Source organism: Nonomuraea ferruginea (genome assembly GCF_039540635.1).
Classification (GTDB): Bacteria; Actinomycetota; Actinomycetes; order Streptosporangiales; family Streptosporangiaceae; genus Nonomuraea; species Nonomuraea ferruginea.
Genome location: NZ_BAABFD010000029.1, coordinates 24,233 through 41,559 on the forward strand (window position 1 = coordinate 24,233; position 17,327 = coordinate 41,559).

Below are 17,327 nucleotides of genomic sequence, written 5' to 3' on the forward strand. Positions count from 1 at the left end.
CAAGAGTCTCTCGGAAACTTGCTCCAGTCTGGTCAGGTAACTCCCCATGGGGAAGCAGGCACTTCAAGGTGCGTAGGACACCCGCGGGTTCGCTTTCGTGGCGGCCATGTCCCGGCGTGACCGGGCCTCGGCGGCCCAGTGGGGCGCGTTCCACCGGTCGGCGATGACGGCGGCCCGGGCGAAGTGGTCGGCGGCCTCCTGATCGCGGCCGAGGAAGACGGCCAGCTCGCCGAGGGTGTGGGCGACCGGGCGCAGCGCCGCCGCCAGGCTCGTGACGCCCGCCGGGGGGCCGTCGCGGTGAGGGAGCAGCGCCGCGTAGATCTCCTCTGCGGCGGCGCGGTCGTCCAGGGCGATGACGGCCATCGCGCGGGCGGTGGTGAGGAAGGTGAAGAAGTAGTCGGGCCGGATCGGGTCCGATGCGCGCACCCGGCGGGCCTCGGCGGTCAGGCCGTTGGCGTGCAGGGCGAGGGCCAGCAGGTCGGCGGCGATCGGGCCGGTCGCCTCGTGGAGGGCGCGCGCCTCGTCCAGGTGCTCGCCGAGGGTGCCGTCGTTCACCCAGGTCGCGGCCAGCGCGAGGCCGAGGAAGCCGGGGGCGTGCAGCGATCCGGCGCGCCGCATGCCGCCGGCGGCCTCGGTGTAGAGCCGTTCCGCGTCGGCGAACCGGCCCTCGATGAGGGCCAGGGTCGCCAGCGTCACCTCGGCGACGCCGATCGCCTCGGGCATCCGGTAGGTACGCGCGAGGTCGAGGGCCTCGGCGGTCACCCGGCGCATGGTGGCCGGGTCGCCGGCCCCGGCGGCGACGGCGGCGTGGTTGAGCAGCCCGGTGACGCGGTAGACGGGCAGGTCGTGCTCGGTGCCGAGCGCGACCAGCTCGCGGCAGAGCTCGTCGCTGCCGGCCGATCCGGTGTGGCCGCGGGTCAGGATCCGGAGCGCCGCCGCCCGCAGGCGGGGCCCGGTGGCCAGGCCGAGCGCCTCGCGGGCCGCCGCCGTGACGGTGGGGTCGTCCTCGCCGGCCAGTTCCTCGGCGTAGGAGACGAGGAGGCGGCCGCGTACCTCCGCAGTGAGGTCGGTGCGTTCGAGCAGGCGGCTCAGCCGGTCCACGACGGGCCGGTCCACCGTGCCGTACGGGCGGGACTGCCAGGGCGTCGGCTCGGTCCAGGCGGTGAAGGCGGCGATCATCAGGTCGTCGCGTCCCAGGGACTCCGCGTACTCGACGGCCTGCCGGCGGGTCGTCCGGGCGGCGGCCACGGCGCCGGCCCGGATCTGCGCGCGGAGCAGCCTGCCGTGCAGGGCCACGCGTTCCTCCGGACTGGTCGAGTTGGCGACGGCGTCGGCGAGGAGATCGGCCGCGACGTCGTGGGCGTAGCGGGCCTCGGCCAGCTCGGCGGCCCGGACGCAGTAGCCGACGGCCTTGGGGGATCCGGCACGGGCGTAGTGGTGCGCGAGCGCCGTGATGTCGCCGGTGGGTTCCAGGGCGGCGGCGACGCGGGCGTGCATGCGGGCCGCCCGCAGGCGGCTGACGTCGGCCAGGAGGGTGTCGCGGACGAGGGCGTGGACGAACCGGACCCGTCCGGGCGCGGGCTCGCTCAGCAGTCCGGCGATCACGCCCGCGTCCAGCGCGTCCAGCACGCTGTCGGCGTCGCTGTCGGCGGCGTCGACCAGCATGTCCACCGAGCTTTCCCGGCCCGCGACCGCGGCCAGCCGCAGCACGGCCACGCCTTGCCCGGGCAGCCGTGCCAGGCGGCGCCGCAGCACGTCCCGTACGCCTTGCGGGACCTCCGAGAGGGCGACCAGCGCGCCTTCTCCGTTCAGCAGCCGCGCGCTCTCGCGCACGTAGAACGGGTTGCCACCGGTGCGCTCGGCGATGCCGGCGACGGTCTCGTCGTCGGCCTCGCACTCGTTCCGTACGAGCTGGGCCACGGCCACGTCGTCCAGGCCGGGCAGGTCGAGCCGCAGGGGTGCGGCGCGGGCGAGGGCGGCCAGCGTGTCGGTGAGATGGCCGCTCTCCTCCGCCCGGTAGGCCGCGACGACCAGGATGGGGGCCCGCGTGCCGAGGCCGCCGCCGAGCAGCTCCAGCGTGGCGGCGTCCGCCCAGTGCAGGTCGTCCAGCACGACGGCGACCGGGCGCTTCGCGGCGACCGCCGCGAGCCATCGCCACACGGCCCGGCGCAGGCGGAACCGGCCGGCGGTGGCGTCGGCGTCCACCGGCACGGTGTCGGTGAGCAGCGGCGCGAGGTCGTCCGCGTGCTCGCCCGGTGACGTGGCCGCGGCGACGGCTCCCAGCGCCTCGGTCCACGCCCACGCGGGCGGCGCGCCGGCGGCCTCGGGGCAGTGACCGGCGGCGACCAGCCATCCGGTACGTTCCAGCCGCCTGCCGAGGTGTTCCAGGAGCGTCGACTTGCCGAGCCCGGCCTCGCCGGTGACAAGGGCGACGCGGGCTCCGTCGGCGGCGGCCTGTTCGGCGGCCGTGACCAGCGCTGACAGCTCCGCCTCACGCCCGACGAACGACGCCTCGGCGACCGGGACCGTCCCGGGGAGGGTAACCGTCGGCGGAAGCGGGGCGGTCAACAGTGGCCGGGCAGTCAACAGTGGCGGAAGCATAGGCGGCGACGAAGGCGACTGGGGTGGCGGAAGCATCTGCGGTGACGAAGACATCTCCGGTGGCGATGGCGACTGCGGTGGCAGGGGTACGGTCGCGCGGAGGACGTCGGTGCGTCCGGTGAGGATGGCCTCCTCCAGTGCCGTCAGGTCCGGGCCGGGGTCGAGTCCGAGCTCCTCGGCGAACAGGCGGCGGGCGCGGCGGAGGGTGGCCAGGGCGTCGGCCTGGCGGCCGCTGCTCCACAGCGCCAGGGCGTGCAGCCGCCAGCCCTCCTCGCGCAGGGGCTCGCCGCGGGTGAGCCGCTCGGCCTCGGGCACCACCGTCGCGGGGTCGCCGGTCCGCAGGCCCGCCGCGACGTGCAGTTCGGCGGCGACCAGGCGCAGCTCGTCCAGCCTGGCCGTCTCGGCGGCGGCCCACGGCTCGTCGGCGACCTCGGCGAACGCCGGTCCCCGCCACAGCTCCAGCGCCTCGGCGAGCCGTGCCCGGGCGGCGCGCGGGTCGGTGACCGTACGGGCCTGGTCGAGCAGGTCCTCGAACCGCCACGCGTCCACCGAGTCCGGCGGCAGCCGCAGCGCGTAGCCGGGCGGCGCGCTCACCAGCAGCCGGGCCGGCGCGCGCGGCGGGCGCCCCGGCTCCAGCAGCCGGCGCAGGTTGGACACGTACGCCTGCAAGGACATCAGCGCCCGCGCGGGCGGCTCCCCGCGCCACAGGTCCTCGATCATCCGGTCGACCGGCACGACCTGCCCGCGCGCCGCCACCAGCAGCGCCAGCACGCCCCGCTGCCGCGGCCCGCCGGGGTGGACGGGCTCACCGTTCACCTCGGCGGCGAACTCGCCCAGCACCCGAATGAACACCATGATCCGTACATCGTACGAGGAGGCTTCCAAACCGGCTCCAAGCACCCTCCAAACACCCGGGAGCAGCCTGGACGCGTCGGCACGTCAAAGGAGAAGAACCATGTCGCTGAAGAACGTCAACACCGTCCTGGCCGCCGCCGGTGCCCTGTTCATCCTCTACATCGGGGTGTCCTACGTCCTGACCCCCGAGACGTCCGCCCCGACCTTCGGCCTGCCGGACTGGCCTTCGGGCGACGGCGGCGGCTTCCTGATCCTGAAGGGCATCCGCGACATCGGGTCGGGCCTGGTCCTGGGCGTCCTGCTGGTGACGGGCCAGCGCCGGGCCCTGGGCTGGGTCCTGCTGACGATGGCCGTCATCCCGTTCGGCGACATGGCCAACGTGCTGGCCCACCACGGCTCGGTGGCCGCCGCGTTCGGCATCCACGGCCTGACCTCGGCGCTGGTGGCCGTCACCGGCCTGCTGATGCTCCGCGAGACGGGCAAGGCGGGCCGGCCCGCCTGACGCCCGCGAGCCCCGGAGGGCTCACCCGTCGCCGAACCGGTCGCGGACCGCGCGGAAGGCGGCCTCGGTGCCGGAGAGCGCCCGGGCCACCATCTCGTCGGTGTGCGACACGCTGACGAACCAGTTGTGCCTCGGGTGGATGTAGACGCCGTTGTCGAGGGCGACGCGGGAGAAGTGCATCATCCGTTCGAAGTCCTGATCGGCCAGGAACCGGAAGTAGGGCATCTGCGCGGGCCCGGTGTAGGAGATGGCGAGGTCGTGGGCCTTGGCCTGCTCCACGATGCCGCTTCTGAGCAGTTCGCCCGCGCGTTCCATCCTGGCGATGCCGTCCTCGTCGCGGATGGCGTTGATCGTGGCGATGGCGGCGGCCATGGGCACCGCCGCGAACCAGTAGGTGCCCGTGCTGAAGATGCTGGTGGCGGCGTCCCGGAGGGTTTCGACGCCGAGGACCGCCGAGACGGTGTAGCCGTTGCTGACCGCCTTTCCCCAGGCGCTGAGGTCAGGCTGGATCCCCAGGGACTCCCAGCTGCCGCCGAAGTTCAGCCGGAATCCGCAGCGGACGTCGTCCAGGATGAGCACCGCGTTCCTGGAGTCGCACACCTGGCGGAGTTCGCGGGCGAACGCCGGGTCGGCCAGTTCCTGGTCTTCGCCGTCGTTGTGCTTGAAGGGGGTGACGATGATGCCGGCCAGGTCGTCGCCCGCCTCGTCCACGGCGGCCCGCAGGCTCGCGTGGTCGTTGTACTCGAAGTACCGCAGGGCGGCGCGGTCCGACGGGAGCACCCCGGCCAGTCCGGGGGTGCACCAGGGGGCGGCTCCGTGGTAGCTGCCCCGGGCGACCAGGATGACGGATCTGCCGGTGGCGGCCCGGGCGATGGTCAGGCAGGTGGTCGTCGCGTCGGTGCCGTTCTTGGCCAGGTAGGCCCAGTCGGCGTGGTCGACGACGTCCACCAGCAGTTCGGCCAGTTCCACCATTCTGGCCGAGGGGGCGTTCTGGCAGTCGGCCCGCCGCCGCTGGGCCGCGGCGGCGGCTTCGACCCCGGCGTGCTGGTAGCCCAGGACGATGGGCCCGTATCCGCAGAGCAGGTCGACGAACTCACGGCCGTCGACGTCGCGGATCAGGGCCCCTTCGCCGTGGGAGAGGTACTGCGGGAAGTTCTCCGGGAACAGGCCCGCCCGCTGATGTCCGTACATCCCGCCTGGAATGACCCGGCGCGCCCGTTCGCGGAGCGCGGCGTCCGAAGTCCCAGCCATGATCACACTCGTCCTTTCAGAGGTCACACGAGAAGCAGGTCAGCAAGCCCCCTGAAGGGGGAGAACGGGACGATCCTCCTTACGCTCGGGCGGCTCGGACCTGGGAGTAGATGGCCGTGGCGGCCAGCGCCATGAGGCCGAGCATCCAGTACTGCCATGCCTGCGACAGGCCGAGGAACACGGTGGTGTTCTGGATGACCTGCAGGAGTACGACGCCGAACAGGACGCCGATGAAGCTGCCCCGGCCGCCGAAGATGGAGGCTCCGCCGAGGACGACGGCGGTGATGCTGGCCATCGTGTAGCTGACGCCGGCGGTGGGGTCGCCCACGCCGATCTGCGCCATCAGCAGCAGGGCGCCGAGCATGGTGAGCAGCGCGCTGGCGACGTAGACGACGAGGTGGACGCGGGTCACCGGGATTCCCCGGTTGCGCGCGGCGTGCTCCGACGAGCCGGCGCCCCGCAGGCGCAGGCCCATCATCGAACGCCGGGACATCACTTCCAGCGCGATGAGGACGGCCGCGCCGACGATGACCGCGTAGGGGATCGGGCCGATGCGCGCCCCGAGCGCCTCGGTGACGGTGCTGGAGATCGATCCGCCGGGCGAGTCGCGCATGACCAGGGAGAATCCCTGGAGCGCGGTGTAGGTGACCAAGGTGGCGACCACCGGTGTCACCCTCGCGTATCTGACCATCATCCCGTTGCCCAGTCCCACGGCGGCCGCCGCGAGGAACATCAGCACGAATCCGAGGATCCACCACCCGGCTCCGTACCCGTCGAGGACGTAGAACGAGGCGATGACCACGAGGGTCCCGCTCAGGGGGCCGACCGACAGGTCGATTCCTCCGGTGAGCATGACGATGAGCTGTCCGGCGGCGAGGAAGAGCACGGGCGCCGCCAGGCCGAGCATGCTGGCGATGTTGAACTCGGACAGGAAGCGCTCGCTCCTGGTGGCGCTCACCAGGGCCAGCAGGACGATCGCGGCCGCCAGGAACAGGCTGGGCGCCTGCTCGCTGGAGAGCAGGCGGCGGAACCTGTCGAGCGGGCCCTTGCGCCGGGCCGGTCCGGCGGCCTCCTCGCTCTGGGCCGAGGTCGCCGCCGTGAGGGACGCCTCGGTGATGGCGTGCTCGGAGATCTCGTCGCCGGTCAGTTCGCGGACGACCCGCCCTCGGGAGAACACGAGCACGCGGTCGCACAGCCCGGCGAGTTCGACGTTGTCGGAGCTGAGCACGACCACCGGTGTCCCCGACTCGGCGGTGGACCGGAGCCGGTGGTAGATGTCGGACCGTACGCCGACGTCGATCCCCTGGGTGGGTTCGTCGCACAGCAGCACTTTGGGGTCCGACAGCAGGGAGCGGCCGAGCACCACCTTCTGCTGGTTCCCGCCCGACAGGTGCTCCACGGCGGAGTCGGGCGAGGCCACCTTGATGCCGAGCTGGCGGATCTCCTCGGCCACCAGGGCGTTCTCGGCCGATCCCTTGACGACCCCGGCTGAGGCGGTCTGGTTCGTGGCGGCGACGCCGAGGTTCTCCTTGACCGACAGGACGGTCGCGACGCCTTCGACGTGCCGTTCCTGGGGCATGAGGACCACGCCGGCCCGGCGGGCGCGGCGGGGGCTGCCGAGTTCCACGGGCCGGCCGGCGACGGTGACGCGGCCGCCGGTGACGGGGTCGGCTCCGCCGAGCGCGCGGATGAACTCGCGCTGGCCGTTGCCTTCCACGCCGGCCAGGCCGAGGACCTCGTTGCGGGCGAGGGTGGTGGTGATCCCGCGGAGCCGGTCCGAGCGCAGATCGCGTACTTCCATGACGACGTCGCCGACGGAGGAGGGCCGCGGCGGGAACAGCGCGTCGATCTCCCGGCCCGCGATGCGGGTGATGATCTCCTCCTCGGTCACCTCCGAGGCGAGGAAGGTGCCGCGGATCTGGCCGTCGCGCAGCACGGTGAGACGGTCGGACAGGGCCATCACGTCGGGCAGCCGGTGGCTGATGTAGACGACGGCCATGCCGCCGGCGGCGGCCTTGCGTACCTGCTCGAACAGCCTGTCGATCTCGGCCACCATGAACGGCTCGGTGGGCTCGTCGAGGATCAGGACGCTGGGCTCGCAGGCCAGGGCCCCGCAGATCTCCAGCGCCTGCTTCTCGGCCAGGGTCAACCGGCCGGCCACGGCGGCCGGGTCGATGTCCATGCCCATGGGGAGCAGCCGTTCCCTGGCCCAGTCCTGAGCGTCGCCGAACGACGGCCGCAGCCGCTTGGGCACGCTCAGCAGGAGGTTCTCGGTGACGGTGAGGTCGGGGAGAAGCGCCGGGTGCTGGAAGGCGATGGCCAGGCCCTGCTCCCGGGCGGCGATCGGGGACAGGTGCCGCATCGGCTCGCCCGCGATCTCGATGGTGCCCGCGTCGGGTGCCAGCGCTCCGGACGCCACCGCCATGAGGGTGGACTTCCCGGCGCCGTTACCTCCCACCAGGGCGTGTATCTCGCCGGGGCGCACCTCGAAGTCGACCGCGTCGAGCGCGACGACGCCGGGGAAGCGTTTGGTCACCCCGCGGAGGACCAGTCCGGCTGTCGAATCGACCATGTGAAGGATCACTCCTCACTCGGCTCATCGCTTCCGCCGGGCGGGTGCCCGGCGGAAGGCGACAAGTGATCAGCTGTAGGCCTGCTTGAGCTGCTCCGGCGTGAGCTCGGAGGACAGGACAGCGCTGGCGGGAAGGTCGGGGTCACACTTCGGGGGCTTCGTCTCGTCGAGCGTGTCCTCGAAGATCGGGATGTTGATGATCTCCGGCTCGTCGTTCTCGATCCCCTGGTGCGCGGCGACGGCCTTGCGCAGCGCGAGACGGATGATCCAGGTACGCGCCGACACGGTCACGGTCTGGAAGGTCGGGTGCTTGTCGGCGTTCTCCTCCCAGGCGCAGGCGAAGCCGTTGTTGTCGTTGGCGGTCCACTTCGGCAGCGGCCGGCCGGCCTGGAGGAAGGCGCGGATGCCGCCCAGGGAGGCGTCGCCCGAGTCGGTGATCACGCCGTCGATGGTCGGGTACTTGGTGAGCAGCCCGGCGACGACCTTCTGCATCTGGGCGGGGTTCCAGTTGGTGTCGACCGGCTTGCCCGGCTCGTTCAGCAGCTTGACGTTCCCGCAGGCGGAGTTCTCCTTGAGCTCCTTCTCGATGCCGATCATCTCGGTGATGCTCTGCGTGTTGCCCGGGGTGCCGCCGAGGAAGACGACGTTGCCGCCCTTCTCGCCGAGGGCGTCGCACATCCAGCGGGTCCAGGTGACGCCGTCGTTGACCGTGTTGTGGCCGACGAACGTGGTGTAGTCCACGCCCGGCTTGCCGCCGGGGTTCGCCGTCCAGGGCACCACTTGCACGCCGGCCTTGTACGCCTCACGCAGGGTCGGCAGCAGCGCCTCGCCGGCGTCGGGGAAGACCACGAGGGCTTCGACGCCCTGGGCGACCAGGGCCTTGATGTCGCTGATCGCCTTCTGCGGGTTGTTCTGGCCGTCGGCGTAGGGCAGAACGGTGATGTTGGGGCACTTGGCGGCCTCGTCCTCGAACTCGGCGCGGGCCGTCTTGCGGAAGGCGTTGTCGCCGGTGCCGTCCGCGAGCGCGACCTTGACCGGCTTGGTGCCGCAGAAGTCGGACATGGGGCGGAGCTGGGAGACGTCGCCGATCTTGGCCGCGTTGTCGTAGACGGCCTCGACGCCGCCCTCGGTGGCGTTGTCCGCGGCGCCCGGCCCGCCGGCGCAGGCCGACACGCCGAGGGCGAGGGCCAGGACGGCGGCCGAGCCGCGGGCCCGGAAGCGGGCTCTGGTGGAGGTCATGGGGTTCTCCTGTCTGGGGGACACTGGTGAGGGGTGCCTGGTCGGCTAGCGCGATGGCAGCGTGGAGGCGGGGTCGGGGGCGCGGGTGGTCAGCCGCGCGCGGACGGCGCTCCACGGCACGCCGCGGGCCACCACGCTCAGCGCGAGTACGGCGGCCTGGACGAGGAGCTGGGTGGCGGTGGAGGCGCCGGCGGCGAGCACCACCTGGTCCAGCTGGGTGAGGAAGAGCGCGGCGACGGCGGTGGCGGCCAGGTTGGTGATGCCGCCGGACAGCAGGCTTCCGCCGAGGACGACGGCCGCGATGGTGGGGAGCAGGTAGGTGTTGCCGAGCAGGATGTCCGGCGTGCGCAGGTAGCCGGCGAGCAGGACTCCGGCCAGCGAGTAGCAGATGCCCGCCGCCACGTACGCGCCCATCTCGTAGGAGCCGGTGGGCAGGCCGAGCAGCCGGGCCGCGGGCCGTCCGGCGCCGACGGCGATGAAGCGCCGGCCGAGCACCGTGTGGCGGATGATCCAGTGCGCGAGCCCGACCACGACGACCGCGACCAGCAGCAGGTTCGGGATGCCGGCGACCGATCCGACGGCGAACGCGCTGAGGGCGGCGCTGGCGGAGGCGGGGAAGCCGCTGGAGACCTGCAGGACCACGCCGATGAGGATGGAGTTGACCGCCAGGGACGCCACGAACGCCGCGATGGACAGCCGGACCACGGCGAAACCGATGATCAGCCCGCCCAGCGCGCCCGCGACCAGGGCGAGCCCGACGGCCGCCCAGACGGGGACTCCGGACGCGGCGGGGAGTTTGGTGGCGAGCACCGCGGCCAGCGCCATCCCGCCGGGCACCGACAGGTCGATGCCGCCGTGGGCGACGACGAGGGTCTGACCGAGCGCGGCGATCGCCATCACCGCCGCGAACGGCAGCATGGACAGCACCGCGGATCCGGACAGGCTGCCGGGCGAGATGAGCGGGCTGGCGGCGAAGAGCAGCAGCGTGATCAGCCAGATGGAGGAGAAGCGACCGGCCCTGAGGCGACGCAGATCGATCAGTCCACCAGGTCCGGCGCGCTTGGCCGGCGGCGAGGTCGTACGCCGAGACATTTACGAGTACCTCTCTGGAAATCTGCAGGGACCGCGGGTCCGTGCTCAGATGGCGGTGTAGCCGCCGTCTACGGCCACGTCCGCGCCGGTCACGAAGCTGGCGGCGGAGCTCAGCAGGAAGGTGACCACCTTGGCCACCTCGTGGGGGTCCGCCAGGCGGGCGATCGGGTGGCCGGCGATGAGCCGCTGCCGGGCGGAGTCGGGATCGGGCTGGGAGCCGAGGTAGGTGGCCAGCTGCTCGGTGGCGACCGATCCGGGGCTGACGACGTTGCAGCGGATCCCGGCGGCGGCGTAGTCGACGGCGATCTGGCGCGACAGCTGCAGCACCGCTCCCTTGGAGGCGCAGTAGGCGGCCTGGCCGGGCAGGCCGACCGTGCCGGAGATCGAGGAGAGGTTGACGATCGACCCGGGGGTCCCCTGGGCGAGCATCGCGGCCACCGCGTGCTTGGACAGCAGGAAGGTGCCGGTCGCGTTGACCGTCATGACCCGGTTCCACTCGTCGAGGGTGGTCTCGACCAGGGGTTTGGCCACGATCGTGGCGGCGCAGTTGACCAGGCCGTCGAGGCGTCCCCACCGGTCGGTGGCGATCTTGAAGGCTTCGGCGACCGCGTCCTCGTCGGTGACGTCCAGCCCGTGTGCCAGGGCGTCGTGTCCGCTGGAACGGAGTTCGGCGGCGAGCCGTTCCACGGGTTCGACGCGTTGATCCGTCAGGAGAACGGACGCGCCGGCCGCCGCGCACTCGCGCGCTGTGGCGGCGCCGATGCCGCCTCCGGCACCGCTGACGATCACTACTTCTGGCACAACTCAGCCCCTCTCCCACGGAATGTCCGATTCGTCGGGTCACCATTGCATGCAGCGTGCAGCATGTCAACGACTTGACGTGCTGCATGCTGCATGCCACTCTGCCGGGTATTCACTCACCACCGGACCCGAGGGATGGCACGTTGACCGGCTCACCTACCGCAAGCGGCGTCCAGGTCGGGGTCGCTCAGATCAGCGTCGACCGGACAGACGTGGCCGCCAACGTCGAGCGGGTCATCGAGACCCTGCGGGCCGGCGCGGCGGGCGGGCACCAGCTCGTGGTCTTCCCCGAGTGCGTGCTGACCGGCTACCTGTTCGACTCCCGCGCCGAGACGCGCGCCGCCGCGATCGGCGCCGCCGACCCCAGGATCGGCCGCATCGTGCGCGCCTGCGCGGAGACCTCCGTGCACGCGGTGGTGGGCCTGCTGGAGGAGGCGGACGGGCGGGTCTACAACTCGGCCCTGGTGCTCGGACCCTCCGGGATCATCGGCCGCTACCGCAAGCAGCACCTGCCCTACCTCGGCGCGGACCGGTTCGTCGACCCGGGCGCCGACGCCGCGCCCCGGGTGGCCGACACCCCCTTCGGCCGGGTCGGCGTGATGATCTGCTTCGACCTGCGCTTCCCCGAATCGGCCCGCGAGCTCGCGCTCCAGGGCGCCGACCTCATCGCGATGCCCACCAACTGGCCCATGGGGTCGGACATGCTCGCCGACCACATGACGCGGGTGCGCGCGCTGGAGAACCTCGTCTATCTCGCGGTCGCCGACCGCGCCGACGCCGAGGCCGGCACCCGCTTCATGGGCAGAAGCCAGATCATCGCCCCCTCCGGAGAGGTGCTGGCCGACGCGGGCCAGGACGAAGGGCTGTTCGGGGCGTCGATCGACGTCCGGGCCGCCCGTACGAAACGGCTGATCAAGAAGCCGGGCGAGTTCGAGCTGCCGGTGTTCGCCGGGCGCCGCCCCGAGATGTACGGCGAGCTCACCCGCCCGATGGCCTCGGGCCAGTAACCGGATCGAACAGGAAGGCCGACATCACCATGTGTGGACCAGCGCTCATCAGCGAAGCGACCAGGAACAAGATCGCGGCTTACTGTGCGGAGTTCCGCGAGGTCACCCGCAGCCCCTTCGGTCCCGACGACGAGATCGGCATGCTCAACCTGATCACCCCCGAGGCGTCGCGTGAGGTGCTGAGCCGGGCGGACGGCGGCAGCGTCATCGACCTGTCGGTGGACTACTTCGTCGGCATGCCCTCGTGGACGAAGGCCGGCGACCCGAACTTCCAGCAGTGGATGACGCACACCCCCGCCGGCACGGTCCTCGACGACATCACCGGAGTGGGCCGCGAGCAGAACGAGCTGGTCTCCTACTCGGGCGACGCCATCTCGATGTACACCCACTGCGGGACGCACATCGACACCCTGAACCACTTCGGCTACAACGGCAGGATCTGGAACGGGTTCTCCGCCGAGGAGCACATCAGCTCCCGGCACTGGACCAAGTGCGGCGCGGAGAAGATCCCCCCGATCATCGCCCGCGGGGTGCTGTTCGACATCGCCGCCCTGTACGACACCGACATCCTGCCCGACAACCACGGGATCGGCGCGGACGACCTGCGCGAGGCCATGCGCCGGCAGAACGTCGAGTTCCGGCCGGGCGACGTGGCGCTGATCCGCACCGGCCGGATGCGCGCCTGGCCCGCGATCGACGCCTACATCGACAACAGCCCAGGGCTGAACCTGGAAGGGGCCGAGTTCCTCGCCCGGATGGGCGCCTCCGTCATCGGCGGCGACACCCTCGCCCTGGAGCAGATGCCCGGCGCGGACGAGGAGAACTGGCAGGTCGTCCACACCTATCTCCTGGGGGAGGCGGGCGTCCCCATCATGGAGGTCGTCGACTGCGAGCAGATCTCGGCCGAACGGCTCTACGAGTTCGCCTTCGTCGCCGCCGCCATGAAGCTGCGCGGCGCGACCGGCGCCCCGATGCGCCCGCTCGCGATGCCGCTGCGCCCGTGACCCTGCCGGCCCCCTTCTCCCGAACCAGCCAGACCCCCGGAGGTCCCCATGCCCGCCCGACCGACTGAGTCGGCCATCGACCGGAGCCGTACGTCCTACGGCGACGACGGTTTCAGCACCTACCTACGGCGTGCTTTCCTGGCCTCCAGCGGGTACGACGACGAGGCGCTCGACCGGCCGATCATCGGCATCGCGGTGACCAAGTCCGACTACAACACCTGCCATCGCGACATGCCGGCCCTGCTGGAGGCCGTCAGACGCGGCGTCCTGGAGGCCGGCGGCCTGCCCATGGACTTCCCGACCATCTCTCTCGGGGAGATCCTCACCTCCCCGACGACGATGCTGTTCCGCAACCTGCTCGCGATGGACACCGAGGAGATGATCCGCGCCCTGCCGATGGACGCCGCGGTCCTCCTCGGCGGGTGCGACAAGACGGTGCCGGCCCAGCTCATGGCCGCCGCCTCCTCCGACAAGCCGGTCCTGCTCGAAGTGGTCGGGCCGATGATGACCGGCAGCTGGCAGGGCGAGCGGCTCGGAGCCTGCACCGACTGCCGCCGCTTCTGGGGCAGGCACCGGGGCGGCGAGCTCGACGAGTCCGAGATCACCGGCGTCCGCAACGAACTCGTGTCGACCGCGGGCACGTGCGCGGTCATGGGCACCGCGTCCACCATGGCCTGCCTCACCGAGACCCTCGGCATGATGCTGCCCGGCGGCGCCACCCCTCCGGCCGCCACCGGCGCCCGCCTGCGGCACGGCGCCGAGACCGGCCGCCGGGCCGTCGAACTGGCCCGGTCGGGAGGCCCCGTCCCGCGCGAGATCCTCACCCCGGCCGCCTTCCGCAACGCCGTCCGGGTGCTCTCGGCGATGAGCGGATCGACGAACGCGCTGGTCCACCTGATCGCCGTCGCGCGGCGGGCCGGAGTGGACCTCACGCTCAAGGACTTCGACGTGATCGGCGCCGACGTGCCGTTCCTGGTCGACTGCAAGCCCGCCGGATCGGGATACCTGGAGGACTTCCACCGGTCGGGCGGCCTGCCGGCCCTGCTCAAGGTCCTCGAACCGCTGCTCGAACGGGAGACCGTCGGCGTCTCCGGCAAGCCGCTCGGCTCGCTGATCGACGAGAGCCCGGCGCGCGAGGACTGGCAGACGACGATCCGCCCGCTGGAGGACCCGCTCGGCGCGGCGGGCAGCCTGGCGGTGCTCCAGGGCACGCTCGCGCCGAGGGGAGCGGTCATCAAGTCGGCGGCCGCGAGCCCGCACCTGATGAACCACACCGGGCCGGCCCTGGTCATCGACTCGGCGCAGGACGCCCAGCGGATCCTGGACGACCCGGACCTGGACGTCACCCCGGACCACGTCCTGGTGCTGCGCAACGCGGGGCCGATCGCGGCGGGCATGCCCGAGGCGGGCGCCCTGCCCATCCCCGCCAAGCTGGCCCAGGCCGGGATCAGGGACATGGTGCGGGTCTCCGACGCGCGGATGAGCGGCACCTCCTACGGCACCGTGGTGCTGCACTGCGACCCGGAGAGCGCCGCCGGAGGACCGATCGCGCTCGTCCGCGACGGCGACCTCATCAGGCTGGACGTCGCGGCGCGGCGGCTCGACCTCCTCGTGGACGAGGACGAGCTGGAGCGCCGGCGCGCGGACTTCGTCCCGCCCGAGCTGCCCGCACGGGGGTGGCGCAGGCTGTACGCGCAGACGGTCCTGCCGGCCAGCGAGGGAGCGGACCTGTCGTTCCTCTGACCGGCGGCGTTGCATGCCGCATGCCACATCTTCGTCCTGAGTGATATCGTCTCGGCCGACCACGGCGTTCTGGCGCTGCGCGGACCGACTGACCGGGAGCCATGTCCATATGGAGCAGATCTCGACGGACCAGACGTCGCTGGCGGCCCAGACCTTCGAAGCGGTCCGCCGGGCCATCGTCACGGGTGAGCTGGCACCTGGCACGCTGCACTCCGTCGTGGAGATCGCCGCCCAGCTGGGGGTCTCGCGGACGCCCGTCCGTGAGGCCCTGCTGCAGCTCGCCACGCACGGCGTGGTCCGGTTCGAGCGGAGCCGGGGGGTGCGGATCCTCCAGATAGACACGCGCGACATCGAAGAGATCTACACGCTGCGCTACCTGCTCGAAGTCCCCTCGGCCTACCGCGCCGCGACCATGATGACCGACGACCAGATGGCGTCCTTCTCCAAGGCGCTCGAGCGGATGCGGCAGGCCTGCGAGAGCGGGGACGAGCGGCTCTTCCAGGAAGAGGACGTGGCCTTCCACGAGATGATCCTGGAGGCCGCGGGCAACACGCGGGTGACCCAGTCCGTCGCGACGATGCGGGCGCAGATGGCCGCGCGCGGCCTGTCCACGACCAAGACGCGGACCCTGTGGGACATCTGGCGGGTTCACGAGCGCATTCTCGAGGCCATCCAGGCCCGGGACGAGCAGGGGGCGGCCCAGGCCATGCGTGATCACCTCCTGGGGACGACGCGGCTGCTGCTGACCCAGTCGACCGGCGACCCGGAGGCCGGCGCCCGCTACGCCCCGCCCGTGCTTCCCGTCTTCACCGACGACTGAGCCCGCCGCTAACTGAGCAGACCTCGCCGGTAACCCTCGCCGACGGCGGCGGCGCGGTCGCGGACGCCGAGTTTGTCGTAGATGTGCAGCAGGTGGGTCTTGATGCTCGCCTCGCTGATGAAGAGCTTGGCGGCCGCCTGGCGATTGGAGGCGCCGTCGGCGACGAGGGCGAGGACCTGAAGTTCGCGGTCGGAGAGGGCGGCCTTGACCGGTCTGCGCACCTGGCCCATCAGACGGCCTGCGACGGAGGGCGACAGGACCGGCTCGCCGGCGGCCGTGGCGCGGACCGCGCGCAGAAGCTCGTCGGTGGGGGCGTCCTTGAGGAGATAGCCGGTGGCGCCGGCTTCGATGGCGGGCAGGACGTCGGAGTCGCCGTCGAAGGTCGTCAGGACCAGGGTCTTGATGTGCGGGTGGGAACGGCGCAGGGCGGTGATGGCGGTGACGCCGTCCATCTCGGGCATGCGCAGGTCCATGAGGACGATGTCGACCCCGAGTGCGGCGGCGCGGTCGATGCCTTCGCGGCCGTTGGCGGCCTCGCCGGCGACCTCGATGTCGGGCTCGGCTTCGAAGGCGGCGCGCAGGCCGTCGCGGACGATGGGGTGGTCGTCGACGATCAGGAGGCGGATCACAGCACGTTTCCTTGGAGCGCGGGGACGGTGGCGCTGACGGCGGTGCCCTCGCCGGGCGTGCTCTCGATCTCGAGGGAGCCGCCGACGCCGCGCAGGCGCTGACGCATGCTGCTGAGACCGAATCCTCTGCTGCCGGGGTCGTGGATGCCGGTGCCGTCATCGCGGATGTCGAGCAGGACGACCGGGCCGGTGTAGGAGAGGGTGAGGCCGGCGCGGGTGGCGCCCGCGTGTTTGGCCACGTTGGCGAGGGCTTCCTGGGCGACGCGGAAGAGGGTGACCTCGATGGCGGGGCTGAGGGGGACGCGGTCGCCGGTCACCTCGACGTGCAGGTCGACGCCGGTGGTCTGGGTCCAGTTGCGGGCCAGGGTCGTCATGGCCTCGGGGAGGTGGGCTTCCTCGAGCTGGCGGGGCTGGAGGGCGGCGACGGAGCGGCGGGCCTCGGTGAGGCTGTCCTGGGCGAGGTCGAGCGCGAGTTCGAGGTGGGTGCCGGAGTCCTTGACGCGCTGGGCGGCGCGCAGCTGGGTGATGATGCCGGTCAGTCCTTGGGCGAGGGTGTCGTGGATCTCGCGTGCCATGCGCTGGCGTTCGTCGAGGATGCCGGCCTGGTGGGCCTGGGTGAGGAGCTGGGCGTGCAGGTCGGCGTTCTCCTCCAGGGCGGTCTGAAGGTCGCTGACTGCTTTGCGGTATTTGCGCTGCCGGTCCTCGATCCTGATGCCGAGGATGTGGCCGCCGCCGATGGCGACGGTCTGCACGGCGATGATCGCCACGTGGAAGGCGATGAGCTGGACGGTGGCCTGGGTCCAGTCGAGCGTCGAACCGTACAGGACGACGGAGGTGGCGGCGACGGCGGCGAAGGTCCACTTGGAGGGGGCGAAGTTGGCCGCCAGGAAGAAGCCGGAGATGCAGTAGATGACGAAGATGGGGTCGTGGAAGGCCAGCAGCGCGGCCGTGGACAGGACGCCGGCGAAGTGAACGGTGACGGCCACCCTCCGTCCGCGCACGGCGGCGGGAAGGAGGGTGCGGACGCCGAGAATCCAGGCGAGGGCCAGGGCGGTGAGCGCGAAGGTGCGGGGGATCCCGCCTTCGGGCTGGTCGGGTGAGGCCAGGCTGATGACGAGGGAGACGGCGAGGGTGACGTAGGGGATGACCTCGACGGCGCGCTCGAAGCGCCGCTCCCAGGTGGAGGGCGGGAAGGGGTCGTTCATCCGGGG

General features: G+C 71.9%; 13 protein-coding genes. 5 read left to right on the forward strand and 8 right to left on the reverse strand.

The annotated features are described in order from the left end of the window. Positions 1 to 63: 63 nt before the first annotated feature. Positions 64 to 3,456 (reverse strand): ATP-binding protein, encoded by a 3,393-nt coding sequence (locus tag ABD999_RS39380; protein ID WP_271276741.1) that lies wholly within the window; start codon positions 3,454 to 3,456, stop codon positions 64 to 66. 100 nt (positions 3,457 to 3,556) lie between these two features. On the opposite strand from ABD999_RS39380, the gene ABD999_RS39385 reads away from it, so the two are divergent. Then, the gene (locus ABD999_RS39385) at positions 3,557 to 3,958 is read left to right on the forward strand and encodes a DUF4267 domain-containing protein (RefSeq protein ID WP_148031747.1); all 402 of its coding nucleotides are present in this window, start codon (positions 3,557 to 3,559) and stop codon (positions 3,956 to 3,958) included. Positions 3,959 to 3,979: 21 nt separating this feature from the next. Here the strand turns inward: ABD999_RS39385 and ABD999_RS39390 are convergent, their stop codons facing one another. The 5 genes from ABD999_RS39390 to ABD999_RS39410 all read right to left on the reverse strand — a co-directional run bounded on the left by ABD999_RS39390 (position 3,980) and on the right by ABD999_RS39410 (position 10,913). Next, positions 3,980 to 5,209: an aminotransferase class III-fold pyridoxal phosphate-dependent enzyme gene (locus ABD999_RS39390; RefSeq protein WP_271276742.1), complete on the reverse strand. Its 1,230-nt coding sequence runs from the start codon at positions 5,207 to 5,209 to the stop codon at positions 3,980 to 3,982. 79 nt (positions 5,210 to 5,288) lie between these two features. After that, positions 5,289 to 7,781 carry an ATP-binding cassette domain-containing protein gene (locus tag ABD999_RS39395; RefSeq protein ID WP_271276743.1) on the reverse strand — a complete coding sequence of 831 codons (2,493 nt, stop codon included), beginning with the start codon at positions 7,779 to 7,781 and terminating at the stop codon, positions 5,289 to 5,291. Positions 7,782 to 7,850: 69 nt separating this feature from the next. Next, positions 7,851 to 9,020 carry a substrate-binding domain-containing protein gene (locus ABD999_RS39400; RefSeq protein WP_271276744.1) on the reverse strand — a complete coding sequence of 390 codons (1,170 nt, stop codon included), beginning with the start codon at positions 9,018 to 9,020 and terminating at the stop codon, positions 7,851 to 7,853. A gap of 45 nt (positions 9,021 to 9,065) precedes the next feature. Further along, a complete protein-coding gene (locus tag ABD999_RS39405) occupies positions 9,066 to 10,112 on the reverse strand; it encodes an ABC transporter permease (RefSeq protein WP_148031743.1) in 1,047 nt (348 codons plus the stop codon). Between the two features lie 45 nt (positions 10,113 to 10,157). Then, positions 10,158 to 10,913, reverse strand: a complete 756-nt coding sequence (locus tag ABD999_RS39410) for an SDR family NAD(P)-dependent oxidoreductase (protein ID WP_271276745.1) — start codon at positions 10,911 to 10,913, stop codon at positions 10,158 to 10,160. A gap of 143 nt (positions 10,914 to 11,056) precedes the next feature. On the opposite strand from ABD999_RS39410, the gene ABD999_RS39415 reads away from it, so the two are divergent. The 4 genes from ABD999_RS39415 (at position 11,057) to ABD999_RS39430 (ending at position 15,487) form a co-directional block, all read left to right on the forward strand. Beyond that, positions 11,057 to 11,920, forward strand: a complete 864-nt coding sequence (locus ABD999_RS39415; RefSeq protein ID WP_271276746.1) for a carbon-nitrogen hydrolase family protein — start codon at positions 11,057 to 11,059, stop codon at positions 11,918 to 11,920. A gap of 29 nt (positions 11,921 to 11,949) precedes the next feature. Next, positions 11,950 to 12,924, forward strand: coding sequence for a cyclase family protein (locus ABD999_RS39420; protein WP_271276747.1), 975 nt, complete (start codon positions 11,950 to 11,952; stop codon positions 12,922 to 12,924). Positions 12,925 to 12,972: 48 nt separating this feature from the next. Continuing rightward, positions 12,973 to 14,667 carry a dihydroxy-acid dehydratase gene (locus tag ABD999_RS39425; protein ID WP_148031739.1) on the forward strand — a complete coding sequence of 565 codons (1,695 nt, stop codon included), beginning with the start codon at positions 12,973 to 12,975 and terminating at the stop codon, positions 14,665 to 14,667. Between the two features lie 109 nt (positions 14,668 to 14,776). Continuing rightward, on the forward strand, positions 14,777 to 15,487 hold the full coding sequence (locus tag ABD999_RS39430) for a GntR family transcriptional regulator (protein ID WP_271276748.1): 711 nt from the start codon (positions 14,777 to 14,779) through the stop codon (positions 15,485 to 15,487). Between the two features lie 8 nt (positions 15,488 to 15,495). Here the strand turns inward: ABD999_RS39430 and ABD999_RS39435 are convergent, their stop codons facing one another. Next, positions 15,496 to 16,116, reverse strand: coding sequence for a response regulator (locus tag ABD999_RS39435; protein WP_148031737.1), 621 nt, complete (start codon positions 16,114 to 16,116; stop codon positions 15,496 to 15,498). Then, complete coding sequence (locus ABD999_RS39440) at positions 16,113 to 17,321, reverse strand: sensor histidine kinase (protein WP_271276749.1); 1,209 nt, start codon at positions 17,319 to 17,321, stop codon at positions 16,113 to 16,115. Before ABD999_RS39440 ends, ABD999_RS39435 begins: the two co-directional genes overlap by 4 nt. Positions 17,322 to 17,327 lie beyond the last annotated feature (6 nt).

Excerpts from the sequence above, each read along its gene's own strand:
- ABD999_RS39380 (WP_271276741.1), bottom strand. The coding sequence starts at position 3,456 with ATGGTGTTCATTCGGGTGCTGGGCGAGTTCGCCGCCGAGGTGAACGGT.
- ABD999_RS39385 (WP_148031747.1), top strand. The coding sequence starts at position 3,557 with ATGTCGCTGAAGAACGTCAACACCGTCCTGGCCGCCGCCGGTGCCCTG.
- ABD999_RS39390 (WP_271276742.1), bottom strand. The coding sequence starts at position 5,209 with ATGGCTGGGACTTCGGACGCCGCGCTCCGCGAACGGGCGCGCCGGGTC.
- ABD999_RS39395 (WP_271276743.1), bottom strand. The coding sequence starts at position 7,781 with ATGGTCGATTCGACAGCCGGACTGGTCCTCCGCGGGGTGACCAAACGC.
- ABD999_RS39400 (WP_271276744.1), bottom strand. The coding sequence starts at position 9,020 with ATGACCTCCACCAGAGCCCGCTTCCGGGCCCGCGGCTCGGCCGCCGTC.
- ABD999_RS39405 (WP_148031743.1), bottom strand. The coding sequence starts at position 10,112 with ATGTCTCGGCGTACGACCTCGCCGCCGGCCAAGCGCGCCGGACCTGGT.
- ABD999_RS39420 (WP_271276747.1), top strand. The coding sequence starts at position 11,950 with ATGTGTGGACCAGCGCTCATCAGCGAAGCGACCAGGAACAAGATCGCG.
- ABD999_RS39425 (WP_148031739.1), top strand. The coding sequence starts at position 12,973 with ATGCCCGCCCGACCGACTGAGTCGGCCATCGACCGGAGCCGTACGTCC.
- ABD999_RS39430 (WP_271276748.1), top strand. The coding sequence starts at position 14,777 with ATGGAGCAGATCTCGACGGACCAGACGTCGCTGGCGGCCCAGACCTTC.
- ABD999_RS39440 (WP_271276749.1), bottom strand. The coding sequence starts at position 17,321 with ATGAACGACCCCTTCCCGCCCTCCACCTGGGAGCGGCGCTTCGAGCGC.